Genomic DNA, 24,145 nt, shown 5'->3' on the forward strand with positions numbered 1-24,145 from the left:
TGGCGCAAGATGCAAGTGCCGGACGCGGGGCCACAGGCCGCTCACCCGCGTGGCGCCTGAGCAGCGCCAAGCCGGCACCCAATCGCAACCCGTGCGACGACCGGCGCTACGATTGCTGGAATGCTCCCAGACGGCTTCCATTGGGCCCAGGCCCACCAGCACCAGGACGGGCCGCCGCGTATGCTTGCCTTGCGCAGCACTGGCATTGCGCGCATGACGCAGCACGTGGACAACGGGCGACGACGCGCCTGGAGGGCGGTGCTGACCTTTTCAGCCGGATCCCCCTCTTTTTTATGCATGATTAAATTCATTTAATTCAATCACTTAGCGTGATTTTGCATGATTGAGGGCGGAGTTTGGAGTGGGGTCTGAACATTCTTATCGATTGATTGGGAGACGGGCAGGTAAGCCGAAGCCTGACGCATTACAATTCCACGCGGTGAAGGCCGCAGGGGCGGCGCAAAGGAACTGCAATGCTTGAGACCGTGCAGGCCGTAAGGTTTGTCCAAGAGCTGAGTAGCGGACGAAATCGCCCGTGGCTCCTAGAAGCTGAGCGATGGGATGGTGAGGTGGTAGAGGTAGTTGCTAAGCTCGGAAGTGCAGAGTGCGGCCTTGGCGGACTTGTGCGCGAGGCATATGGCGCAATGCTCGGCGCTGATCTTGATCTTCCAGTGTCCGAACCGTTTGTAGTGGAGCTTTCCGGAGAGTTCTTGGATACGTTGTGCTCAGCCAAGCGCGCAAAGGTGGGTGACCACGCACTCGCATTTGGATCGAAGTACATCCCGAACATGTTATCTGTGCAGGCGCATACACTTTTGCCGAACAGCCTGCTCCGGCAGGCAGCAGAAGCCTTCACCTTCGATGCCAGTATCGTCAATAGCGATCGTCTGGTTCGAAAGCCGAATTGCCTTACAGATGGTCGGTCATTGCTGCTAATTGACCACGAACTTTCGTTGAATCTCCAGGGGCGTGGCGTCTTGATGCAGGATCCTTGGCTTCCAGGGGCGCTTGATTTAATGAGTAAGGAACCTGCGGAGCACCTCTTCTATCGGACGTTGAAGCCTGCCCGTCCCGACTCACCGCGTCCGCAGCTTCGTGGTATTTGTGAGAAATTGTCGGCAATAGAGACGTCACGTATCAGTGCGTACTCTGAAGCGATCCCACCACAATGGGATGTGGATGATCTATCGAGCGACATTGCATCTTTTCTAATCGATTTGGTTGCTAACGTTCGCAGTTTGAAGGCCGAGGTTGAGGGCATTTTGTCATGAGCCGATATGCCTATTCTGCTGTTGTGCTCCGCTACGTGCACGATATTGTGAGTGGAGAGTTTGTAAACGTCGGACTTCTCCTTTTCTGTGGAAAGCAGAAATTTGTAAAGTTTTCAGCGCTTTCGAGGACAAAAAGAGTCTTGCAATTTTTCCCAGGGAGCCAGGCACGCACAATTAGGCAAGCGCTCAGCGCAGCTGGTGCTAATGCTAGAAATCTCTCAGGATTATTTGCGAGAATCTCAGAGGACGTGGATGCTAGTCAAGTAGTGGTTGAATCTTCGCATCTGATTGTCCCGCTCGACGATAGTGGTTTGCAATGGTCGGCACCAACTGTCGGAGTGACTTCTGATCCGGAAGAAACATTCGACAGGCTTTTTGATCGCCTTGTTCTTAGATATGAGGAGGATCAGGTTAGGGCTAAACGTACTGATGAGCAGGTGTGGCGCTCATTTAGTAAGGTTTTGGAGAAACGAAACGTTTCTGCTCTTATTCGCGAGCATGAGGTAGAAGCAAAGCTTGAAACTGTAAAGTTCAAGCACGCTCTTAAAAATGGTAAATGGCATTTGCTGGAGCCTGTGTCCTTTGACCTCGCAACGCCTGATAGTGTCACCGATAAGGCAAAGAAGCTTTTAGGTGAGATGACGCTTTTGCGGGACCGACAACAGGATTTTCGTCTCTACTTTTTGGTTGGTAAGCCCAGTAACCCGGACGTGATGGAGGCGTATGAGCGCGCCCTTCGTATATTGGGCGAAGTGCCAATCGAATCAAGTGTCTATGTGGAGTCAGAGGCCGAAAAGTTCGCGACTGATTTGTCCAGGATCGCACTACCGCATTAAGGCGGAACTCCATTTGAGGGTACACCCATGGGGATCATGGTGGCCGACCGGTTACGAGAACGTGGAGGGGCCGGACGGGCAGAACCAGCGCATTGAGTTTGTGTCGCGCACCGGAGAACCAATGCTGGTTGCTTGGCTCTGGTCGCACTGGCGCGATCCCGCGGGCGTCGAACCAGACCTGCTGTCGTTCGCAGCGATCACCGACGAGCCGGAGCCCGAGGTCGCCGCCGCTGGCCACGACCGGACGATCATCAACATCAAGCCCGAGCACGTCGACGCCTGGCTCAATCCGGATCCGCGCAACCTGGATGCGCTGTACGCCATCTTCGACGACAAGCGGCACCCGTTCTATGAGCACCGGCTAGCAGCGTGACCAGCAGCAGCCATAACCAGGATAGATAGCCATTCCATCACGATCTGCACATCGCGCCGCGCTTCAGCGATCTAAGGAGCCCAGCGTCATTGCTCCCGAAGGTGTGACGCTTCCGTCTCTCCCTCGCGGTATGAACTGGAACAACCCTGTTGTCGGCGAGAAATTCGACCGGGAAGAATGGCACGTGCTGCGTGTCGGTCCAGGGGAATCATATGTCCTGGCAAGGGTTCGGCGTAATGGGGCGAGTGACGCCGACGTGTCGCTGACGGTCGCGGGAAGCCCAGTGATACCGCCGGCGGTAACGCTGCCGATCGCTCAAGCTTTCGAGGTAGCGGCCGAGTTCGCACGTAACTCGGCTAAGTAATCCCCCTCATCGCACTGTCCGGCCAACTGGAGGCTTGATTTTTCTTGAGCGGCGAGTGTCTTGGTAGCGCACCCCTATCTCCGTCACCGAATACCCGGGTCGCTTCCAGTCTTCTAGGCTGAACGTCCAGCACTCCTTCAGCAGGCTCGGATGGGTATGCACGTATGGCAACCCATCTCGCTCGACTAAGCAGCTGTACCGGTCATGGTAGGTGCGGATGTCCACGACATGCTGACCCTGCTCTTTGCGGATTGTTCCGCACACTTCCGCGCGCAGGTCCGCTGTGAACTTGTTCAGCTTTGGCGCTATGCGGAGGATGAAGTCATCCATGCTCTCACCTGGTTGGGAGAGCTCGGTGGACAAGTGTGTCATCCGTTGAGCGGCGCTTGCTGGGCTGATCCAAATGGCCCAAGTCAGTAGCAAGAGCTTGAGCCAATTCTGCACCAGTGCCGGCTTGTCATGCCGCGTCGGAGCCTTCTGTTTCATTCGTGCTTTCTCCAATTGAATTGGAGGAAGGCTTTTGGATCAATTACTTAGATTTGCGGGTCCGGATTGAAAATCCCCGTGTCGGCGGTTCGATTCCGTCCTCGGCGACCATTTCCCAGCCTTCATTCGCAAGGCTTTCCGGCAATCGCCGGGTTTTAGACTCTTTTGTTTTGTTTCCTTTGATCTAGACCTGCACACAGATTGGCGGGTGGTTTTGTCGTGTCTGTCGGCGAGTGCTTTGACGATAAGACTGTGTCGCGAACCGTCTTTGCAAATCGGCTCGAATGACGCTGCAAGTTGCCGTCGCAGTCAATCTGCGCGGCGTCTTGTTCGGTCTCGCGATGAGTGCTTTGCTTCCACGTCGTCTTCAACTGCGCGTGGCGATACTTGCGCGCATGACGCACAAGACACTTCGACGCACGTTGATTCATGGCTATTGCGGTGAGTTCCGCGTGGAGACGTTGGAAAGCCAGGCGCCTGGCGCGACGTTGTGGCTCTCGACCGCGTTCGTCTACCACCGCGACCGCGCGTCGCCAGTGGCCACGATCGAGGGCGCCGGGCAGGGCGAGTATCGCGGCGATGCGCGTGAGCAGGCGCTGCGCGTCGGCTCCTGCCTGGCGGAGTTTCTTGATCCGAAGGAATACCGGGTTCGCGAGACCTAGCGCCGCCACAACGGTGTGTGAGTTGTTGGCTGTGCGCAGGTGGTGCTCAGTCGCCTGTGGTGTTGCAGCGCGTGGTATTCCGCAACGCATCACCGGTCGAGGAGCCTGCATGGCCGGGTATCCTTGTGGCCTTGATCGGACGAAGGAACGGCAATGACGAAACACCACTGGTGGTTGGCAATGGCACTGGCTGCGGCCGTGCCGTGTGGCGCGTCCACCCTGCCTGCCAATGCGTCGAAGTTGCTGCCTGCCGGGCAGACGGTGATCGGCGTTGCCACTGCGGATCTGACTGGAGACGGCCGGCAGGATTATGTGGTGGCCCTGCGCGCCGCGTCTGAAGGCACCTTGGATGCGCTGCGCTCCAGTGGGCGCGCTGCGCCTGTACGCACCTTGCTGGTGTTGGTGGCGAACGCGGACGGTGGCTTTGTCGAAGCCGGGCGCAATACGCGGGTGATCTTCAAGGCCGACGAAGGCGGCCAGTGCGATCCGTTTCTGGATGGCGAAGAAGGCTTGGTGGCGAAGGGCGCGTATTTCACCGTGCAGAATGGCGTGTCGTGCGGGCAGCATTGGACCGACTACATCACCTTCCGCTACGACCGCGCGCGCGGTGGGTTCTTTTTCCACAAGCGTGTGACGGAAAGCTGGGAAATGAATACCGATGACAGGCCTGACGCCGATGCGATGCGGATGAGCGAGCACACCGAGATCAAGGCCGATCCGCGCAAGCCGGTGTCGCTGTCGGCGTACACGCCGACGCCGTGATGGCATAGCGCTGCGATCAACCGCCTGTCGGCCTCCAGTTGTCCATGTTGCGCCGATAGATGAACAGACGCGGTGCCTTGGCCACCTGCACCGAGGCCTGGCGATCGCCGGCAATCAGCGAAAACCCGATGTCTGCGAGCATGCGCGACAAGGCATTGGCATTGCCGCGGCCCGGGTCGCTGATGACGATCTCGCACGAGGGCTTGGCAAGTGCGGGGATGAGTTTTGCCAGCATGGTGGCGTGGCGGGTTTCGTAAAGCACGTCGCTGGCGATGATCATGTCGAACTGGCCCATGTTCGGCGCGCCGGTGTCCCAGTCCAGGCGCCGATACGGCACCGATTCCAGCGCATTGAGCGCAGCGTTGTAGGCCAGAAACACTTCGGCCAGCGGGTGGTGATCGCTGGCGACGACGTCGGCGCCGCGCCTGCGCAGCACCAGACTCGCCAGCCCCAAGCCGCAACCGAGTTCGAGGATGCGTCTGCCTTCGATCGGGCGCGTGGCCATCGCTTCGGCCAGCAGTTGCCCGGCCGGCCAGACCTGGCCGAACAGACTCCATTGCGCGGACGAAATGCCCGCCTCGGCAGCGCTTTCATCGGGATCGGCGTACTGCTGCTTGTCGGCCAGTGCGCGAATGACGTAGGTCAGTTGCCCGAAGGTCAACTCGTGAATCTGGGTCTGGTAGCCCGGCATGGTGATACCGCATGGTCGCCAGACGAAGGCACTGGCGCGGGAAAGAATGCGCGCAACGGTGCCAGAACGGCCGGACGCGGCGCAGGAGCTGCTTGGTGCCCGCGCATGCTACGGCAAAACCTTGCCGATGCACGTCTGCGGACGTCTAGGCATGGCAGCGTGTGGCACCACGCTTGGCTGGCTTGCAGCAAGCGACCATGTCTGCGATGGCTCACAGCTGCGCGCTTGCATGCAAGCCGGCGCTGGCGGTTATGGTCGCCGGATTGCGGACGACAAGGTGGCAGCGATGAAGAACTGGGTGTTCCTGGCGGTGGCAATCTGCGCAGAAGTCACCGCGACCTCGGCGCTCAAATCCAGCGAAGGCTTCACGCGCTTGTGGCCATCGCTGCTTACGGTGCTGGGCTATGGCATTTCGTTTTATTTTCTTGGGCTCACATTGCGTGTCATCCCGGTCGGCATCGCCTACGCCCTGTGGTCGGGCGCGGGCATCGTGCTGATTTCGCTGGTGGCGTGGGCACTCCATGGACAACGGCTGGATGCACCCGCGATGCTGGGTATGGGGTTGATCGCGGCTGGGGCAGTGGTGATCAATGTGTTTTCCAAGGTTGCGCCACACTAGCCTGCACGGGCGAACGCTGCCTTAGTGGCAAAACGTACGCAGCGCATGTGAGGAGTCAACTAACCGCCTCCAACTAGACTCCGGTCATGAACATTGCCCTGCGCAGAAGATGCACTTGAACGATCCCGGTCACGGAGCGCCATGTGCGCCCCACATCAGCGGATCTCGCGGTCCTCCTGTCGAGAAGCAACGCTCGGATATCTTTTTTGCCGCGGTGGAAACCACGCGGATGCCGATGACGGTGACCGACCCGCATTTGCTGGACAACCCCATCGTGTTCGCCAACCGCGCATTTCTGGAAATGACCGGGTATTCGTCGGAAGAGGTCATTGGCCACAATTGCCGTTTTCTGCAAGGGCCGGACACCGACCCGGCCAACGTCAACGAGGTTCGCGATTCCATCGCCAACCGTCGCGCATTCGCCACCGAAGTGATGAATTACCGCAAGGACGGTTCTTCGTTCTGGAATGCGCTGTTCGTCTCGCCGGTGTTCGATGACAAGGGCGAGCTGGTGTATTTCTTCGGTTCGCAGCTGGATGTGAGCCGTCGCCGCGATGCCGAGGATGCCTTGCGTCAAGCGCAGAAGATGGAAGCGCTGGGTCAATTGACCGGCGGTATCGCGCACGATTTCAATAATCTGCTGCAGGTGATGTCCGGCCATCTGGAAGTGATCCAGATGATGGCCGCAGATGGCGGTGGCAATTCCAAACGCATTGCGTTCAGTGCCGAGCAGGCGGCCGCTGCTGCGGCCAGGGCGGCCACATTGACCCAGCAATTGCTCGCATTTTCGCGCAAGCAGAAGTTGCGCGGCGGCGTGGTGAATCTCAACGGTCTGGTGTCGGGCATGAACAACATGGCCGAGCGTACGCTGGGCGGCGACATCAGCCTGCGGCAGTCGCTGGAAGAAGGGCTGTGGAATTGCCAGATCGACACCACCCAGGCCGAAATGGCGCTGCTGAATGTGTTGATCAACGCGCGCGATGCGATGGCCTATGCCGAGCGCAAGGAAGTCACGGTACAGACGCAGAATGTGGAGATCACCAGCCACGAGCTGGCGACCTATCACCAGTTGGCACCGGGCCGGTATGTGAGCATCGCGGTGCGCGACACTGGCTCGGGCATGCCGCCGGACATCGCCAGCCGGGTGATGGAGCCGTTCTTCACCACCAAGGACGAAGGCCAGGGCACCGGGCTGGGGTTGTCGATGGTGTACGGCTTCGTCAAGCAGTCTGGCGGCACCGTGCGCATCCATAGCGAAGTGGGCGAGGGCACCGCGGTACGGCTGTACTTCCCGGCATCCAGCGAGTATGCGGAGGACATGCCGGCGGTCGAACAGCGTGTGATCGACCAGGGCGGTAGCGAGAACATCCTGATCGTGGAAGACAAGCCGGACGTGGCGGTGGTTGCCAAGCTCTTTCTGGAAGGTGCCGGCTACCGTGTCCTGTGCGCATCCAGCGGACGCGAAGCGATTGCAGTGCTGGAGCTGCATCCGGAGGTGGATGCGTTGTTCACCGATCTGATCATGCCGGGCGGCATGAATGGTGTGGTGCTCGCACGCGAGGCCTGCCGCATGCTGCCCAACATCAAGATTCTGCTCACCACCGGCTACGCCGATGCCGGCATCCAGCGCACCGACGTTGATGGCGCGGAGTTCGGCGTGGTCAACAAGCCGTATACGCAGAAGGAATTGCTCAAGCGTATCCGCTTGTTGCTGGACGGGCCTGTTGGTGTCTGTTGAGCGGTGTTTGCCGAGGCAATGCAGATGCCTGGTTGAAAAATGTCGCAGCCAAGAGCGACTAATAGAACGGAGCGAGCGGTCAAAACAGTAGCAAGCGGTCGCCTGGCGGTGAGCGTAGTGGTTTTGTTGGCCGCCTCTTGTTGGATGCAGTCAGACGCCCAGGGCACAAGCTGAGTCGGTCGAGGGCGCGGTGCCCTCACCGCTCGCGGGACACGCCGCAAGTACGTCCGTGTAGGCTCGGTGGCGGCATCCATGCCGCCACACGGTCCCGCAATCGGTGAGGGCACCGCGCCATAGAGTTGGTCGGTAGTCGGGTGAGAGCCTGCCTGCTGCTTGGTTTGCGTTGGGCAAGCTGGAGTTATTCAAACAACGCACGTTATGCATCGCTTGCACCATGCTCACCGACAACCTCGACTGGTCCTTGCCCGCCCACCGTCGCGGGACCTTACGCGGCATGGATGCCGCGTAAGAGCCTACATGGATGTACTTGCGGCGTGTCCCGCGAGGGTGGGCGGGCAAGGGCCCTGCAGCCAAGCAGCAGATCATCCGCTCTGCAATAAACCAGCGTGAAGTCGTTTTATCAGCCGCTCTAAATCAGTGTTGCATGAGTCGGCAGGCTGCGCGCCCGCCTGGCGGTGAGCGCAATGGTGCACGATGGCCGCGCTTACTCTTCGCTCATCGGCGCGACATAGCCATCCGGCTTGTCGGCATTGCGCTCGAACAGGAACTTCTGCAATTCGGCTTCGAGAAACGCGCGGTGCTTGGGGTCGCGTGGTGAGAGCCGGTTCTCGTTGATGAGCATGGTCTGATGCGCCAACCATGCCTGCCATGCGGTCTTGCCGATGTGTGCGAACACACGCTGGCCGAGTTCGCCGGGATACGGCACAAAATCAAGGCCGTCGGTGTCGCATTGCTGGTACTGGCAGAACACGGTGCGTGACATGCAAATTCCCTTGGGTGCGCGCTCAACGTGCGCGCTTGGAGTGTGAGTGCGCCTTACAGAGCGTCGAGCAGTTTGCGGATCGGCGCTGGCAGGCCCAGCGCTGCGAGATCGGCGCGGGCCACCCAGCGCAGATCGTCATTGTCGCGCACCGCTGTACGCAGCGCGACCTTGCGGATGCGCAACGGCTGAAGATGCAGGCGGTAGTGGCTGAAGGTGTGCACGATCAGCGGCATCTCATCGGCGCGCTCGTAATCACCTTGGATATGGTGGGCGAACCATGCGCGCATGCCGCTGTCGGTCTCGGCCTGTGGCAGCGTCCATAACGAGGCCCAGATACCGGTCGGCGGGCGGCGCTGCAGCAGGATCTGGTTGTCTGCGTTTTCCAGCAGCAGCGCGGTGGCTTCGCGCTCGGGTAATTGTTTGCCGGGCTTGGGCGTAGGCAATGCTTCCACCAGGCCCTCGCGGCGCGCCACGCAATCGTCCTGCAATGGGCACAGCACGCACGCCGGTTTTGCGCGTGTGCACAGCGTGGCGCCGAAATCCATTTGCGCCTGGGTGTAGTCTGCCAGGCGGCCGGCCGGCACATGTGCGACATGCGTCGTCGCCAGCTGCCATAACTGCTTTTCGACCACCGGCAGGCCGGGATAGCCGGCAATGCCATGGAAGCGCGTCATCACGCGTTTGACGTTGCCGTCCATGATGGCAAAGCGGTCGTTCCAGGCCTGGCTGAGGATGGCGCCCGCCGTGCTGCGGCCGATGCCGGGCAGCGCGAGCAGCGCATCGAAATCACGTGGCAACTTGCCGTCATGCAAGGCGACGCATTGCCTGGCGGCCGCATGCAGGTTGCGTGCACGTGCGTAGTAGCCCAACCCGGCCCAGTGCGCCATCACGGTGTCGTTGTCGGCCGCAGCCAGGTCGGCCAGGGTCGGGAAGCTGGCGACGAACTTCAGGAAATACGGAATGACCACCGCGACCTGGGTCTGCTGCAGCATGATTTCCGACAACCACACGCGGTAGGGTGCGCGCGGATGTTGCCAGGGCAGATCGTGACGACCGTGGCCGTCGAACCAGTGCAGCAGGCGGTGGACGAAAGCGTCAGCGGTGGGCGTGGCGTGGTCGGCTGGCATGGGCTCTGCTGGCGATGACTTCATAACGGCGGCAGACGCGTGCAAGCGTCTGCCGATCAGCTGCCCAGCGCTTCCGGCAGCAACGCATCGACGAAGGCGACCGGGTCGAACACGCGTAGATCTTCCGGGCGCTCGCCGATGCCGGCGAAGCGGATCGGAATATTGAACTCGCGCGCCAGTGCGAACACCACGCCGCCCTTGGCGGTGCCGTCGAGCTTGGTGACCACCAGGCCGGTGACGCCGACGGCGGCATGAAACTGGCGCAGCTGCGAAATGGCGTTCTGGCCGGTGGTGCCGTCGATGACCATCAGCACTTCGTGCGGTGCGGCGGCGTCGATCTTGCCGAGCACACGGCGGATCTTGCCGAGCTCGTTCATCAGCCCGGTCTGGGTGTGCAGGCGGCCGGCGGTGTCGGCGATCAACACTTCGGTGCCGCGCGCCTTGGCCGCCTGCAGCGCGTCGAACGCCACCGAGGCGGCATCGGCGTTTTGCCCCTGCGCGATCACGGCGACGCCGTTGCGGTCGCCCCAGGCCTGCAGCTGCGCCACCGCAGCAGCGCGGAAGGTGTCGCCGGCGGCCAGCATCAGGCTATTGCCTTCGTCCTTGAAACGCTTGGCGAGCTTGCCGATGGTGGTGGTCTTGCCAACGCCGTTAACGCCCACGGTGAGGATCACGAACGGCTTGACCGAGCGATCGATGACCAGCGGTTTGGAGACCGGCTGCAGCAGCGCGATGAGATCGGCGCGCAGCGCCTTGAACATCGCCTGCGCATCGACGAACTCGCGCGACTTCATGCGCTTGCGCAGGCCTTCGACCAATGCGGTGGTCGCGCCGATACCGACGTCGGCGGTGATCAGTGCGGTCTCGATCTCGTCGAGCAGATCGTCGTCGAGCTTGGGGTTGCGCGAGAACAAACCGCCGAAGCTGCGCGCGAAAGTGCTGTTGCGCAGACGATCGCGCCAGCCCGGCTTGCCGGCCGGGGCTGCGGGTAGCGCATCGCGCTGGCCGAGGATGCTGTCGTTGTCCTGTGTGGCCGGCAGCGGGGTGCTGACGACGACCGGTGGGGTGACGACGGGCGTGGCGACGGTGGGGGTTACGGCAACGGCCGGAGCTGCAGACGTCGGTGCGGCGGCAGGCGGTGCAACGACGGCTGGTGTTGCAGCCGGCGGGGCGGCAGGTGCCGCAGTCGTCGATGGTGCGGCAGGTGCAAGCGCAGGAGTAGCAGTCTGCGACGGCGCTGCAGGCTGCGCGGGTGCAGCAGCAGGCAGCACCGGCGCGGTGTGTGGCTGCGCGACAACCGGCGCCACCACCACTGGAGTGGGGGCAGTAGGCGTGACAGGCGGTTTGGGATCAGGCAGTGCCTGCAATGCCGAAGGCGCGGGCGTTGCCGGCGGGGCAGGCGCGGTGGGCACTGCGGCGATGCTCTGCGCCTGACCGGTACGCGCGGCGATATCTTGTGCAAGCTGTTCGGCCGGAGCGGCAGCGGGCGTGGGAGTCGCCGGCTCAGCCTGTGCGGGAGCAGGTGTGGCAAGCGGCGCAGCAACCGGCACCGCTGCTGGCGTGCCGCTCGGCGCAGCAGCTGGCATGGCCTCAACCGGCGAAACCGGGGGGGCGGCAGAAGGTGCGGTCGGAAATGCGGCTGCCAGTTCTTCCAGGCTGTAGCGCGAGGTACGCGCGCTGTCGGGCGTGGTTGGCTTGTTGCGGCGAAAGAAGCTGGCCATTGGCAACGCAGTTGGGGGAAACCCGGAATTCTACCATCCGGGCCCTGGCTCGCCTTGACGCGACCTTCAGCGCCGCCTCATCCGGGGCAGCACCCGGCGCGCTGCATGGTCGCCGCAGGGACCGTGCAAACCGCATTGCAATGGCAACCCCAATCCTGCCGAATTCGGCATTTGTGCCAGCCGTATGTCAGCGCCGGTTTTTTACTTACAACTGACCCTTGAGCGCGCGGTAATCGCGCGGCGTCATGCCGACCGTGGCCTTGAATTGACGTGCGAACGCGCTCTGGTCGGCAAAGCCACAACGTTGCCCGATGCTGGCGATGCTGTCGTCGCCGTACAGCAGCCGCATCGCCGATTCGATGCGCAACTTGGTCAGCAGTTGCTGCGGCGTCACCTGGAATACGCGGCGGAAATGCCGCTCCAGCTGCGCCACCGACAAGCCGGCCAGGTCGGCCAGACTCTGCACGCGCAGGTTGTCGCCGAAGTTGGCCTGCATGTGCTCCATCACCTGGCTCAATCGTTCGTAGGCCGAGTGGCGGCTGTCGGGCTGGCCCAGATCGCGCGAAATGCCCACGATGCCGATCACTTCGTCGGCTTCGCACAGCGGGCGCTTGAAAGTCAGGCACCAGCCGGGCAGGCGATTGGGGTACAGATGCACCTCCAACTGATTGTCGATGAGCTCGCCGCACAGCACGCGGCGGTCCTGCATCATGTAGCTTCCGCCCAGCGGCAGCGGGAACACTTCCAGCGGCGAGCGGCCAATGATTTCGCTGCGCAGCTTGCGTCCCAGCCGGCGCACGAGCGTAAGGTTGCAGTGGGTGTAGCGGCCCTGCCCATCCTTGATGAAGAACACCACGTCCGGCAGTGCGTCGAACAGCGTCTGCATTTCCAGCGCGGGAAGGTTGAGGTCCATCGGCGTCATGGTGGCGGTCACGATTGACGGCTGCACGAAAGGCGCGGCCCAGCAATGATCCTATCGCAAACGCGGGGCTGTGAACCGGGTTGTCGATTGTGCAGATTTCCGCATTTGCAACTCGCATTGGACGCTAGTCGCCTGCCAGCCCGCAGTGGGAGCATGAGCCATGCACACCATCGACGTCATCGACTCCCATACGGCCGGCGAACCTACCCGCGTGGTCCTCTCCGGCTTCCCCGATCTGGGCGATGGCGATCTGGCGCAGTGTCGCGAGCGCTTTCGCAGCGAGTTCGATCAGTGGCGCAGCGCGATCGCCTGCGAACCACGCGGCTCGGACACCATGGTCGGCGCCTTGTTGCTGCCGGCGCGCGACCCCAGCGCCTGCACCGGGGTGATCTTCTTCAACAACGTCGGCTACCTGGGTATGTGCGGACACGGCACTATCGGAGTGGTGCGCACGCTGGCCACGCTGGGGCGCATCGCGCCGGGCCAGCACCGCATCGAAACCCCGGTCGGCACGGTCGGCGTGGAGCTGGCTGAAGACGGCACGGTGTCGGTGGACAATGTCGAGAGTTATCGCTTTGCGACCGGCGTGGAGGTGGTCGTGCCCGGTCACGGCTGCGTGCGCGGCGATGTGGCCTGGGGCGGCAACTGGTTTTTCATCACCGAGCAGGCGCCGTGTGTGCTGGATCTGGCGCATCAGCGCGAACTGACCGCTTATACCGAAGCGATCCGGCTGGCCTTGGAAGCGGCGGGCATCACCGGTGACGCCGGTGGCGAGATCGACCATATCGAAGTCAATGGCCCTGCGCCCGATGGCAGCGGCCTGGCACGTAATTTCGTGCTGTGCCCGGGCCTGGCCTACGACCGCTCGCCGTGCGGCACTGGCACCAGCGCCAAACTGGCCTGTCTGGCCGCCGACGGCAAGCTGGGCGAGGGCGAGCATTGGGTGCAGCAAGGCATCCTTGGTAGCACGTTCGAAGGCAGTTATCGGTTGAGTGGGCGTGGCATTGCGCCGCGCATCAGCGGGCATGCCTACATCACCGCGCGCTCGCAGTTGTCGATCGACCCGGCCGACCCGTTCGCCTGGGGCATCGTGGCCTGATGCACCAGCCGCCGCGCGCGCAGGGAAGTGCCGGCGCAGCGCCTGCTGCGTCAGCCGCCGTGTCCGCGGCCGCGCAGACCGGTGATGCGGCGGCGGCACACTCAGCTGCACGACCAGACACGCACACATCGCCCACAGCTGCGTCCACGCGACGCAGCTACGACCTGATCGTGGTGGGCGCAGGCATTGTCGGCGCGGCCTGCGCCGAGGCGGCGGCTGGCGAAGGCCTGCGCGTGGCAATCGTCGAGCCGGGGCCGATCGGCGGCGGTTCCACCGCTGCGGCGATGGGGCACCTGGTGGCGATGGACGACGACCCGGCCGAGTTGGCGTTGTCGGCGTACTCGTTACGGCTGTGGGAGCGGTTTGCGCAACTGAGCGAGGCCGAATTCAGCCGCTGCGGCACGCTGTGGGTGGCGCGCGATGCACGCGAGCTGGCGGCGGTTCCGGCCAAGATCGCGCGTTTGGCGGCGGCCGATCTGCATGCCGAAGCCATCGACGCGACGCAGTTGTACGCGCTGGAACCGCAACTGGTGCCGGGCCTGGCAGGCGGCATGCGCGTGCCCGGTGAGGCCGTGGTGTATCCGCCGCGGGTGGCGCGGCATCTGGTGAGCCTGGCCTGCAAGGCGGGCGCGCAGCTGTTTGCTGGCCGCAAGGTGGAGCAGTTGCAGGCGCATGGGGTGCGTCTGGACGACGGCCAGCTGTTGGCCGGCCCGGTGCTGGTGGCCAGCGGTGTGGCCTTGCCGCAGTTGCTGCCCGAGCTGGCACTGCGCCCACGCAAGGGCCATCTGGTCATCACCGATCGGCATCCGGGCTTGATCCGGCATCAGTTGCTGGAGTTGGGCTACGCGGATTCGGCGCATGGCGCCGACGACACCAGCGTGGCGTTCAATGTGCAGCCGCGACCGACCGGGCAGATCCTGATCGGCTCTTCGCGCCAGTTCGGCGAGCACGATCGCGCGCTGTCGATGCCGGTGCTGCAGCAGATGCTGCAACGTGCGTTCGCCTATCTGCCGGTGTTGCGCGAGTTGCAGGCGATCCGGGTATGGACCGGGTTGCGCCCGGCCACACCGGACGGGCGGCCGTATCTGGGGGCGGTGCCCGGCCGGCGCGATGTGTGGGTGGCCGCCGGTCACGAGGGGCTAGGGGTCACCACGGCGCTGGGGAGCGCACGGGTGATCGTGGACAGCCTGCTCGGGCTTACGCCTGCGATCGACCCGGCGCCTTATGCACCGGCACGCGCCGTGCACGGTGCAGCCGCATGAGCGCGACGGTGCGTCTGCACGTGGATGCGCAACTGGTCGAAGTGCCGGCTGGCGCCAGTGTTGCCGCAGCGGTGGCGCTGGCGACGCTGCAGTTTCGGCAATCGTGTAGTGGCCAGCCGCGCGCGCCGTTGTGCGGCATGGGCGTGTGTTTCGAATGCCGGGTGCGTATCGATGGCATCGGCCAGCAACGCGCCTGCCTGGTGGATGCGCGCGACGGCATGCAGGTACGCACCGATGGCTGAGCGCGTGCAGCATTTCGATGTGTTGGTGATCGGCGCCGGCCCGGCCGGCCTGGCGGCGGCGCAGGCGGCTGCCAGTCATGGCGTGCGCGTGGGCGTTGTCGACATGCAGCCGCGTGCCGGCGGGCAAGTGTGGCGCAGCGATGTGCAGCACGGTGCGCCGGCCGATGCGCGCGCACTGTTGCAACACGTGCAGGGCGATACCTCGATCACACTGCTGACGCGCACGCAGATTCTGTTGGCGCAGCCGGGTTGGCTGTTGGCCGATGGCCCGGACGGCACGCTGCAACTGCATTACGCAGCGCTGGTGCTGGCCACCGGCGCGCGCGAATTGCTGCTGCCATTCCCGGGCTGGACCTTGCCCGGCGTGACCGGCGCCGGCGCGGCGCAGGCGCTGGCCAAGCAGGGCTGGCCGCTGGCCGGCAAGCGCGTGGTGGTCGCTGGCAGCGGCCCGTTGCTGCTGGCCAGTGCGGCCACCTTGCAACGGCATGGCGCACAGGTGCTTGGCATCCACGAACAAACTTCTGCAGCTGCGTTGCGGCAGTTCGCATTGCAGTTGTGGCGCTGGCCGGGCAAGGCGGCGCAGGCGGTGTCGTTGCGCTTGCAGTTGCGCGCGGTGGCGTATCGCGCCGGCAGCTTTGTCGTATCCGCACACGGCGACACGCAACTGCGCGAAATCGAAATCGAAGGGCCTGCCGGTCGTACGCGTATCGCCTGCGATCAACTGGCCGTTGGCTATGGCCTGGTGCCCAATACCGAACTCGCGCAACTGCTGGGGTGTCAGCTCGAAGCCTGCGGCGCGCATCAGCAAGTACGCGTGGATGCGTTGCTGCGCACCAGTGTCACCCAGGTCTTTGCTGCGGGCGAAGCCTGCGGCATCGGCGGGCGCGATTGCGCGCTGATCGAAGGCGCGATGGCCGGGCATATGGCCGCCGACGCGCCGGACGCTGCACTGCGCCTGCAGCCGCAGCGGCGTGCTGCGCGTGCGTTCGCGCAGTTATTGCAACAGCAGTTCGCTCTGAATCCACGCATCCGCACGCTGGCGCAGCCCGACACGCTGGTGTGCCGCTGCGAAGACGTGCCGCTGGCTGCGTTGGACAACTTCAACGATGCACGTGACGCCAAGCTCGCTTCGCGCTGCGGCATGGGTGCCTGCCAGGGCCGCGTCTGCGGCACTGCGCTGGCCGAACTGGGGCGCTGCCCGCCCGAACTTTCCACCGACGCCGGCCGCCGGCCGCCGTTGTTCCCGGTCCGCCTCGCGGCGCTGGCCGACCCGTTCACTTCCGACTCGCAAGGGAATCATCCATGAGCATTGCTGCGTTCTGGCACGGCGTGTTGCCGGCCATCACCACCCCGTTCACCGCCTCCGGTGAAATCGACCACGACTTCCTGGGCAAGCACGCCAATCAGCTGGTGGACGCCGGTTGCACCGCGATCGTGCCGCTGGGTTCGCTGGGCGAAGCGGCCACTCTGAGCGTGGACGACAAGCTGGCCGTACTCAAGACGCTGATCACCGCGTTGAACGGCCGCGTGCCGGTGGTGCCGGGCATCGCCAGCCTGGCGACCGGTGAAGCGGTGGCGCTGGCCAAGGCCGCAAAGGAACTCGGTTGCGGCGGGCTGATGGTGTTGCCGCCGTACGTGTATTCCACCGATTGGCGCGAGATGGGTGCGCATGTGCGCGCGGTGATCGCCGCGACCGATCTGCCGGTGATCCTGTACAACAACCCGGTGGCCTACAAGACTGACTTCGGCCCGGCGCAGATCGCCGAGCTGGCCGCCGAATTCCCGAACTTGCAGGCAGTGAAGGAATCCTCGGGCGATGTGCGCCGCTTCGCCGCGTTGCAGGAATTGCTGGGCGATCGTCTGGCGCTGCTGGTCGGCATGGACGATGCCATCGTCGAAGGCCTGAGCATGGGCGCCAAGGGCTGGATCGCCGGTCTGGTCAATGCGTACCCGAAGGAATCGGTGCGCCTGTTCGAACTCGCGCGCGATGGCGGGTATCCGGCGGCCAAGGAACTCTACGACTGGTTCCTGCCGCTGCTGCGCCTGGACACCGTGCCCAAATTCGTGCAGTTGATCAAACTCGTGCAGGAAAAAGTGGGCCTGGGCAGCGAGCGCGTGCGCGCGCCGCGCCTGGTGGTCGACGGTGCAGAGCGTGAGGCGGCGCTCAAGGTCATCGATCATGCGATCGCCACTGCGCCGAAACTGTCCTGACGATGATGGCTTGCTGCACGCGATTGGCTGAGCGCCGCGCACGGAGTCACGCGCTGACGTGGCGGCCGGTGTAGCGAGACGTGTGCCGATGAGGATGTCGCATCGCTGCGACATCCTCATCGCTCCTGGTCGGCCGCTGCCGCACGGTGCGCAGGGTCCGTCCTCATGCAACTGTTCCATGCAACCGAAGGTGCCGCAATGAACGACACGATCCACTCCATCTCCTTGCAGCAGGCCGAGGTATTGCTGGCCGGCCAGTGGCAAGCCAGCCGCGATGCGACCGGCAGCTTCCGTGCGGCCGACCCGACCACGGGCGAGGCGATCGGGCCGCAATTCCCGGTCAGCGGTGCGGACGACATCGAGACGGCGATTGCGGCGGCGCAAGCGGTGGCAGCAGAGCTTGCGGCAGCGCCGGTCGAACAGATTGCCGCGTTTCTGGACGCCTATGCCGACGCGCTGGACGCCGATGCCGACACGCTGGTTGCGCTTGCGCATGCTGAAACCGCATTGCCGGCGCCGACGCGCTTGCGCGGCAACGAACTGCCACGCACCAGCGGCCAATTGCGCCAGGCCGCACAGGCAGTGCGCAGTTACAGCTGGACCCAACCCATCATCGATACCGCTGCCGATCTGCGTTCACATCTGGCGCCGCTGGGCAAGCCGGTGTTGGTGTTTGGCCCGAACAATTTCCCGTTCGCCTTCAATGCGATCGCCGGCAGCGATTTCGCCTCGGCCATTGCCGCGCGCAACCCGGTGATCGCCAAGGCGCACCCGCTGCATCCGGCCACCAGCCAGCGCATGGCGCAGCTTGCGCATGCAGCGTTGGTCGCGGCGGGCCTGCCGGCTGCGGCAGTGCAGTTGCTGTATCACTTCGACAACGCGATAGGTGTGCGACTGGCCGGCGATGAGCGGCTGGGGGCGATCGGCTTCACCGGTAGCCGCGCAGGCGGGCTGGCGCTGAAGGCCGCCGCCGACGCGGCCGGTGTGCCGTTTTATGCGGAGCTCTCCAGCGTCAATCCGGTGTTCCTGCTGCCGGGCGCACTGGCCGAACGCGGTGCCGCGTTGGCGCAGGAATTCTTTTCCTCGTGCACCCTGGGCAGCGGCCAGTTCTGCACCAATCCCGGTGTGGTGGTGGTGCCGCACGGCGAAGCGGGCGATGCGTTCGTTGCCGCGACCACGGCGCATTTCGACGCCGCCATGCCGATGGTGCTGTTTTCCAGCTCAGGCGTGGAAGGCGTGCAACGCGGTGTGGCGGCCTTGCGCGCTGCCGGCGCCGCGCTGCTTGCCGGTGGGCACACCGGCGAGGACGGGTATCGCTACGCGCCGACCTTGTTGAGCGTGGATGCGCAGGCATTCATCGCAAACCCGCAGGCGCTGCAGACCGAGGCCTTCGGCCCGGTGAGCCTGCTGGTGCGTACGCGCGACGTTGCGCAGATGCAACAGGTCGCCGCCGCATTCGAAGGCAATCTCACAGGCACCTTGTATCGTGCGGTCGATGGCAGCGACGATGCGGCCTGGCAGGTCATCGCACCGGTGCTGCGCGCGCGGGTGGGGCGGTTGATCAATAGCAAGATGCCGACCGGCGTAGCGGTAAGCGCGGCGCAAAATCATGGCGGGCCGTTCCCCAGCACCGGGCATCCGGGGTTCACCGCGGTGGGCATGCCCGGTTCGATTCGCCGTTTTGCTGCCTTGCATAGCTACGACGCGGTGCCGGACGCCTTGCTGCCGGCCGAGTTGCGTCAGCGCAATCCGGGCGGTGTCGCACGTCTGGTGGATGGGCAATGGAGCAGCGCCGATCTCGGAGCTGGCACATGAGCAGCCAGATCGGCGGGGTGTCGTTGGAACAGGCACGCGCGCAATTGACGCCGTGGACGCAACGCGCCGCGCCGATCGCCGCCGACGAATACCAACAGCGCATCGAACGCGCACGCCGCCTGATGCGCGCGCATGGCGTGGATGCATTGCTGGTCGGCGCCGGCACCTCGCTGCGCTATTTCACCGGCGTGCCGTGGGGTGCAAGCGAGCGTCTGGTTGCGCTGCTGCTCACGCTGGATGGCGACCCGGTCTTGATCTGCCCCGCGTTCGAAGAAGGCTCGCTGGATGCGGTGCTGAAGATTCCAGTTGCCAAGTATCTGTGGGAAGAACACGAGGACCCGTACGCGCTGGCGGTGCAGGCGATGGACGAACGCCACGCGCATGCATTGGCGCTGGATCCGGGGATTGCGTTTGCCGTGCACACCGGCCTGCGCGCGCACCTGGGCACGGCGATCCGCGATGCCGGCTCCATTATCGATGGCTGCCGCATGTGCAAGTCGCCGGCCGAGCTGGCGCTGATGCAGCAGGCCTGCGACATGACCTTGCTGGTGCAGCGGCTGGCCGCCGGCATCGCGCAGGAAGGCATCGGGACCGATCAACTGGTGCGCTTCATCGACGAGGCGCATCGCGCGCTGGGCGCGGACAACGGCTCCACCTTCTGCATCGTGCAGTTCGGCCATGCCACTTCATTCCCGCACGGGATTCCCGGTGTGCAGCACCTGCGCGACGGCGAGCTGGTGCTGATCGACACCGGCTGCACCGTGCAGGGCTATCACTCCGATATCACCCGCACCTGGAGTTACGGCACGCCCAACGCTGCACAACAGCGCATCTGGGACCTGGAGCAGGCCGCGCAAGCCGCCGCATTTGCCGCGATACGCCCCGGTGTCGCCTGCGAAGCGGTGGACCAGGCGGCGCGCACCGTGCTGGAAGCGGCAGGGCTCGGCCCCGACTATCGCTTGCCCGGCCTGCCGCATCGCACCGGTCACGGCTGCGGGTTGGCGATCCACGAAGCACCGTATCTGGTGCGTGGCAATGCGCAGCCGCTGCAGCCGGGCATGTGCGCCAGCAACGAGCCGATGATCGTGGTGCCCGGCGAGTTCGGCGTGCGCCTGGAAGACCATTTTTATGTCACCGATGCTGGCGCGCAGTGGTTTACGCCGCCATCGCTGGCGATCGACCAACCGTTTGCGTGAGCCTGCACGGGCCAACGCATCCGTAGGAGCGCGCTTGCGCGCGATGGGCGTTACCGAGAAAGCCGCTCGCGCGCAAGCGCGCTCCTACCGCCGTCCTCGCATCTTGGAGTAACCGCATGAACCACCTGCGTCCTGTCGCCATCGGCCTGCTGGCCGCCGCATTGTTCACTGCCTGCAAGCCGGCGCCGCCCGCAGCGGAGACAACGGCTGCTGCCACTTCCGCGCCGAGCAGCGAGCAGGCCGCCAAGGCCTTCGACGCGCTGTTGGACAAACAATGGCAGTACCAGCTGCAGCACAACCCGGAGTTCGCCAGCATCATCGGCGACAAACGTTACAACGATCGTTGGAGCGACTACTCGCTCGACGCCGTGCAGGCCGAGCGCAGCGCCACTGCCGAGCTGCTCAAGCAGTTCGAGGCGATCGACAGCAAGGCGCTGGACGAACAACGCCAGCTCAGCCTGCAGATGATGCTCGGCCAATTACGCGACAAGCTGGAAGGCATCGACCTGAAGACCTATGCGATGCCGCTGGAGCCGATCGGCGGTATCCAGTTGGGGTTGGCAGGCTATGGCGATGCGTTTCCGTTCGAAAACGCCAAGGATTATCAGGACTACATCAAGCGCCTGCAGACCGTTCCCTCGGTGATCGATCAGGTGATCGCGGTGTCGCGCCAGGGTGCGAAGGAGGGCCTGGTGCAGCCGCGTTATTTGCTGGAGCGCCTGCCCGAGCAGATCGACAAGATCGCCGCGCTGACCGGCGAGCAGAGCCCGTTCGCCTCGCCGCTGAAAAAACTCGACGCCGCCGTGCCGGCCGACCAGCGCGACGCGCTGCGCAAACAATTACTCGCTGCGATCGAGCAACAGGTACGCCCGGCCTACGGCAAGTTGGCCGCGTTCGTGCGCGACGAATACGCCGCACAAGGGCGCGCGCAGGAAGGTGTGTGGTCGCTGCCCGATGGTGAGCGTCGCTATCGCTACGCGATCCATACCCAGACCACCACCGATATGGCACCGGAGGAGATCCACCAGATCGGCCTGAAGGAAGTCGCGCGTATCGAAGGCGAGATGACGGTGATCGCCAAGGCGCAGGGCTTTGCGGATCTGGCCAGCTTCCGCAAGGCGGTGGACACCGACAAACGCCACTTCGCCACCTCCAGCGAGCAGATCCTGCAGCAGTACCGCCAGTACATCGCCGCGATGGAACCTGAGTTACCCAAGCTGTTCGGCCACCTGCCGAAAACACCGCTGGACGTACAGGCGATGCCGGCGTTCCGGCGCAGCGCACCCGGCGCCGAATATTGGCAGAGCAATCCGGAGGGGACCAAGCCGGCCATCGTGAAAGTCAACACCAGCGACTTCGCCAGCCGCACCTTGATCAACATCGAAACCACCGCGTATCACGAGGGCGTGCCGGGCCATCACCTGCAGATCTCGCTTGCGCAGACGCTGCCATTGCCGCCGTTCCGCCAGCAGGCCGGCTACAACGCCTACATCGAAGGCTGGGCGCTGTATGCCGAGCGCCTGGGCAAGGAGATCGGCTTCTTCAAGGATCCGTACAACGATTACGGTCGCCTCTCAGGCGAGTTGTTGCGGGCCAATCGGCTGGTGCTCGACACCGGCGTGCATTACAAGCGCTGGAATCGTCAGCAGATGGTGGAGTTCTTCCACGCGCATCCGTCCGACGACGAGCCCAGCATCCAGTCCGAAACCGACCGCTATATCGTCTGGCCGGGCCAAGCGCTGGGGTACAAACTGGGCCAGTTGCAGATTCTGGCGCTGCGTGCGGAAGCCGAAAAAGAACTCGGCGCTCGCTTCGACGTGCGCGCCTTCCATGATGCGGTGCTCGGCGGCGGCGCGATGCCGCTGGCGATGTTGCAGCAACACGTGCGGCAGTGGATTGCACAGGCCAAAGCTGCGCCGGGGGCACGCGGATGAAGACGAGCAGCGTTTTACGCGCGAGCGCATTGAGTCTGTTGATTGCGGCGAGCGTGAATGGCGTTGCTGCGGCCGCCCAGGCCGCCGAGCCGGTCGCCGCCACGCAGAACGCTGCAGCCGCACGTTTCAAAGCGCTGTACACGCACGAATGGCGCTGGCGGCAGGCGCAGCTGTCCGGCGCGGTGGATGAAGACAATCAGGCCACGCAAGACAAGCAGTCCGACCATCTGCCCAAGGTCGATGTGGTCACGCAAAGCCTGCGCACCGCGTACTGGCAACAGGCCTTGAAGGAACTGGATGCGATTCCGTCGGCGCAATTGCCGGCCGAAGATCAGGTGAGCTACCAGGTGTATCGGCAACAGTTGCTGGTGTTGCTGGATCAGCAGCACTTTCGCGCCTGGGAAATGCCGTTCAACAGCGACTCGGCGTTCTGGAGCGATCTGGGCTTCAGCGCCGAGGCCAAGTTGCGCACGCGCGAGGACTACCAGCGCTATCTGAAGATGCTGGCAGATATCCCGCGCTATTTCGCCGAACACACCGACAATATGCGTGCCGGCCTGGCGCGTGGTTTCAGCCAGCCCAAGGTGACACTGACCGGGCGCGACCAATCCATTGCCGATGTGGTGCAGGCCAAGGGCGAGGCCAATCCGTTCTATGCACCGTTCAAGCAGATGCCGGCGACGCTGCCGGCCGACGTACAGGCGCAACTGCGGCAACAAGCAGTGCAGACCATCGATGCGCAGGTGCTACCGGCCTACGCCAAGCTGCTGGACTTCATCCGCAACGAGTACCAGCCGCGCGCACGCACCACGCTGGCCGGCGAGGCATTGCCGGATGGCCAGGCCTACTACCGCGCGCAGATTCGCGAGTTCACCACGCTCGAGTTGAGCCCCGATCAAATCCATCAGATCGGTTTGCAGGAAGTGGCCAAGCTGCGCACGCAGATGGATGAGACCATCGTCGCCAGCGGCTTCAAACCGCCGGCCGGGCAGGCGGTGTTTCCTGCGTTCCTGCATTTCCTGCGCAGCGACCCGCAGTTCTATGCCAAGACGCCGGAAGAATTGCTCAAACAGGCTGCATGGATCGCCAAGCGCGTGGATGCCAAAGTAGGCGATTACATCGGCCGGTTGCCGCGCCGACGCTTTGCGATCGAACCGGTGCCGCCGGAACTGGCGCCGTTCTATACCGGCGGCCGTGGCGGTCCCGGCATCTATCTGGTCAACACCTACAACCTGCCGTCGCGGCCGTTGTACAACCTGACCGCACTGACATTGCACGAGTCCTCGCCCGGCCACGCACTGCAGATGCCGTTGGCGGCAGAAGCGCAAGGCCTACCGGAGTTCCGCCGCTATGGGTTCATCTCCGCCTATGGCGAGGGCTGGGCCTTGTACTCGGAGTATCTGGGCCAGGAAATGGGCATGTACGACACGCCCTATGATCGCTTCGGTTACCTGACCTACCAGATGTGGCGCGCCTGCCGTTTGGTGATCGACACCGGCATCCACCACAAGGGCTGGACGCGTGCGCAGGCGCAGGCCTACCTGCGCGACAACACTGCCTTGAGCGAGCACGAAGTCACCACCGAGGTGGATCGCTATATCGCCTGGCCGGGGCAGGCGCTGTCGTACTACCTGGGCGAGTTGAAAATTCTTGAGTTGCGTCGCAAGGCCGAAGCTGCCTTGGGCGAGACATTCGACCTGCGCCATTTCCACGATGCGGTACTGCAGACCGGCTCGGTGCCGCTGCCGGTCCTGGAGGCGCGCATCGACCGGTTCATTGCCGATGGTGGTGTCTCGCCGTATGCCGCCGAAGACGCTGCCGAGTCACCGGCGGCAGATGCCAAGGCGGCTGCCAGCGACTGATCCACGTAA

The 24,145-nt window shown here is 63.9% G+C and carries 21 protein-coding genes and 1 pseudogene; 16 read left to right on the top strand and 6 right to left on the bottom strand.

Features of this window, described 5'->3' with window-relative positions; translation table 11 throughout:
* The first annotated feature begins 473 nt into the window (after positions 1-473).
* From AC1KVG_RS12620 to AC1KVG_RS12630, 3 genes and pseudogenes are all read left to right on the top strand, one after another.
* Positions 474-1,271, top strand: coding sequence for a HipA family kinase (locus AC1KVG_RS12620; protein ID WP_481094611.1), 798 nt, complete (start codon positions 474-476; stop codon positions 1,269-1,271).
* On the top strand, positions 1,268-2,107 hold the full coding sequence (locus AC1KVG_RS12625) for a DUF3037 domain-containing protein (protein ID WP_481094612.1): 840 nt from the start codon (positions 1,268-1,270) through the stop codon (positions 2,105-2,107). Before AC1KVG_RS12620 ends, AC1KVG_RS12625 begins: the two co-directional genes overlap by 4 nt.
* Before the next feature lie 46 nt (positions 2,108-2,153).
* A pseudogene (locus tag AC1KVG_RS12630) lies at positions 2,154-2,480 on the top strand (SOS response-associated peptidase family protein); the annotation flags it as partial.
* 370 nt (positions 2,481-2,850) lie between these two features.
* Here AC1KVG_RS12630 and AC1KVG_RS12635 read toward each other — a convergent pair.
* Positions 2,851-3,330: a hypothetical protein gene (locus AC1KVG_RS12635; protein ID WP_481094613.1), complete on the bottom strand. Its 480-nt coding sequence runs from the start codon at positions 3,328-3,330 to the stop codon at positions 2,851-2,853.
* 395 nt (positions 3,331-3,725) lie between these two features.
* On the opposite strand from AC1KVG_RS12635, the gene AC1KVG_RS12640 reads away from it, so the two are divergent.
* The gene (locus AC1KVG_RS12640; RefSeq protein ID WP_043889283.1) at positions 3,726-3,992 is read left to right on the top strand and encodes a hypothetical protein; all 267 of its coding nucleotides are present in this window, start codon (positions 3,726-3,728) and stop codon (positions 3,990-3,992) included.
* A 153-nt stretch (positions 3,993-4,145) separates the two neighbouring features.
* Positions 4,146-4,754 carry a hypothetical protein gene (locus tag AC1KVG_RS12645; RefSeq protein ID WP_481094614.1) on the top strand — a complete coding sequence of 203 codons (609 nt, stop codon included), beginning with the start codon at positions 4,146-4,148 and terminating at the stop codon, positions 4,752-4,754.
* A 16-nt stretch (positions 4,755-4,770) separates the two neighbouring features.
* On the opposite strand, the gene AC1KVG_RS12650 is transcribed toward AC1KVG_RS12645, so the two are convergent.
* The gene (locus AC1KVG_RS12650) at positions 4,771-5,445 is read right to left on the bottom strand and encodes a class I SAM-dependent methyltransferase (RefSeq protein ID WP_481094615.1); all 675 of its coding nucleotides are present in this window, start codon (positions 5,443-5,445) and stop codon (positions 4,771-4,773) included.
* A gap of 286 nt (positions 5,446-5,731) precedes the next feature.
* Here AC1KVG_RS12650 and AC1KVG_RS12655 point away from each other — a divergent pair, with 286 nt between their 5' ends.
* Both AC1KVG_RS12655 and AC1KVG_RS12660 read left to right on the top strand, forming a co-directional pair.
* Positions 5,732-6,064, top strand: coding sequence for an SMR family transporter (locus AC1KVG_RS12655; RefSeq protein ID WP_043889818.1), 333 nt, complete (start codon positions 5,732-5,734; stop codon positions 6,062-6,064).
* A 115-nt stretch (positions 6,065-6,179) separates the two neighbouring features.
* Positions 6,180-7,802, top strand: coding sequence for a hybrid sensor histidine kinase/response regulator (locus AC1KVG_RS12660; protein ID WP_481094616.1), 1,623 nt, complete (start codon positions 6,180-6,182; stop codon positions 7,800-7,802).
* Positions 7,803-8,466: 664 nt separating this feature from the next.
* Here AC1KVG_RS12660 and AC1KVG_RS12665 read toward each other — a convergent pair.
* The 4 genes from AC1KVG_RS12665 to AC1KVG_RS12680 form a co-directional block, all read right to left on the bottom strand.
* Positions 8,467-8,745 (bottom strand): oxidative damage protection protein, encoded by a 279-nt coding sequence (locus AC1KVG_RS12665; RefSeq protein ID WP_006451832.1) that lies wholly within the window; start codon positions 8,743-8,745, stop codon positions 8,467-8,469.
* A 53-nt stretch (positions 8,746-8,798) separates the two neighbouring features.
* Complete coding sequence (mutY, locus tag AC1KVG_RS12670; protein WP_481094617.1) at positions 8,799-9,872, bottom strand: A/G-specific adenine glycosylase; 1,074 nt, start codon at positions 9,870-9,872, stop codon at positions 8,799-8,801.
* A gap of 56 nt (positions 9,873-9,928) precedes the next feature.
* Positions 9,929-11,593 carry a signal recognition particle-docking protein FtsY gene (gene ftsY / locus AC1KVG_RS12675; RefSeq protein ID WP_481094618.1) on the bottom strand — a complete coding sequence of 555 codons (1,665 nt, stop codon included), beginning with the start codon at positions 11,591-11,593 and terminating at the stop codon, positions 9,929-9,931.
* Between the two features lie 205 nt (positions 11,594-11,798).
* On the bottom strand, positions 11,799-12,515 hold the full coding sequence (locus AC1KVG_RS12680; RefSeq protein WP_006451835.1) for an AraC family transcriptional regulator: 717 nt from the start codon (positions 12,513-12,515) through the stop codon (positions 11,799-11,801).
* Between the two features lie 160 nt (positions 12,516-12,675).
* Here AC1KVG_RS12680 and AC1KVG_RS12685 point away from each other — a divergent pair, with 160 nt between their 5' ends.
* The 9 genes from AC1KVG_RS12685 (at position 12,676) to AC1KVG_RS12725 (ending at position 24,136) form a co-directional block, all read left to right on the top strand.
* Entirely contained in the window at positions 12,676-13,614 is a 939-nt protein-coding gene (locus tag AC1KVG_RS12685; RefSeq protein ID WP_481094619.1) for a proline racemase family protein, read from the top strand.
* Positions 13,614-14,876 (top strand): NAD(P)/FAD-dependent oxidoreductase, encoded by a 1,263-nt coding sequence (locus tag AC1KVG_RS12690; protein WP_481094620.1) that lies wholly within the window; start codon positions 13,614-13,616, stop codon positions 14,874-14,876. Before AC1KVG_RS12685 ends, AC1KVG_RS12690 begins: the two co-directional genes overlap by 1 nt.
* Positions 14,873-15,118, top strand: a complete 246-nt coding sequence (locus tag AC1KVG_RS12695) for a 2Fe-2S iron-sulfur cluster-binding protein (protein ID WP_055825951.1) — start codon at positions 14,873-14,875, stop codon at positions 15,116-15,118. Before AC1KVG_RS12690 ends, AC1KVG_RS12695 begins: the two co-directional genes overlap by 4 nt.
* Positions 15,111-16,424, top strand: coding sequence for an FAD-dependent oxidoreductase (locus AC1KVG_RS12700; protein ID WP_481094621.1), 1,314 nt, complete (start codon positions 15,111-15,113; stop codon positions 16,422-16,424). The genes AC1KVG_RS12695 and AC1KVG_RS12700 overlap by 8 nt, the downstream gene beginning before the upstream one ends.
* Positions 16,421-17,329 carry a dihydrodipicolinate synthase family protein gene (locus AC1KVG_RS12705; RefSeq protein ID WP_481094622.1) on the top strand — a complete coding sequence of 303 codons (909 nt, stop codon included), beginning with the start codon at positions 16,421-16,423 and terminating at the stop codon, positions 17,327-17,329. Before AC1KVG_RS12700 ends, AC1KVG_RS12705 begins: the two co-directional genes overlap by 4 nt.
* Before the next feature lie 198 nt (positions 17,330-17,527).
* Complete coding sequence (locus AC1KVG_RS12710) at positions 17,528-19,144, top strand: aldehyde dehydrogenase family protein (RefSeq protein WP_481094623.1); 1,617 nt, start codon at positions 17,528-17,530, stop codon at positions 19,142-19,144.
* Positions 19,141-20,340, top strand: coding sequence for a M24 family metallopeptidase (locus AC1KVG_RS12715; RefSeq protein ID WP_115040382.1), 1,200 nt, complete (start codon positions 19,141-19,143; stop codon positions 20,338-20,340). Before AC1KVG_RS12710 ends, AC1KVG_RS12715 begins: the two co-directional genes overlap by 4 nt.
* A 116-nt stretch (positions 20,341-20,456) precedes the next feature.
* Entirely contained in the window at positions 20,457-22,274 is a 1,818-nt protein-coding gene (locus AC1KVG_RS12720) for a DUF885 domain-containing protein (RefSeq protein WP_481094624.1), read from the top strand.
* Positions 22,271-24,136 carry a DUF885 domain-containing protein gene (locus AC1KVG_RS12725; protein WP_481094625.1) on the top strand — a complete coding sequence of 622 codons (1,866 nt, stop codon included), beginning with the start codon at positions 22,271-22,273 and terminating at the stop codon, positions 24,134-24,136. The genes AC1KVG_RS12720 and AC1KVG_RS12725 overlap by 4 nt, the downstream gene beginning before the upstream one ends.
* The last annotated feature ends 9 nt before the right edge of the window (positions 24,137-24,145 follow it).

The organism is Xanthomonas sp. NCPPB 3959 (genome assembly GCF_056675575.1).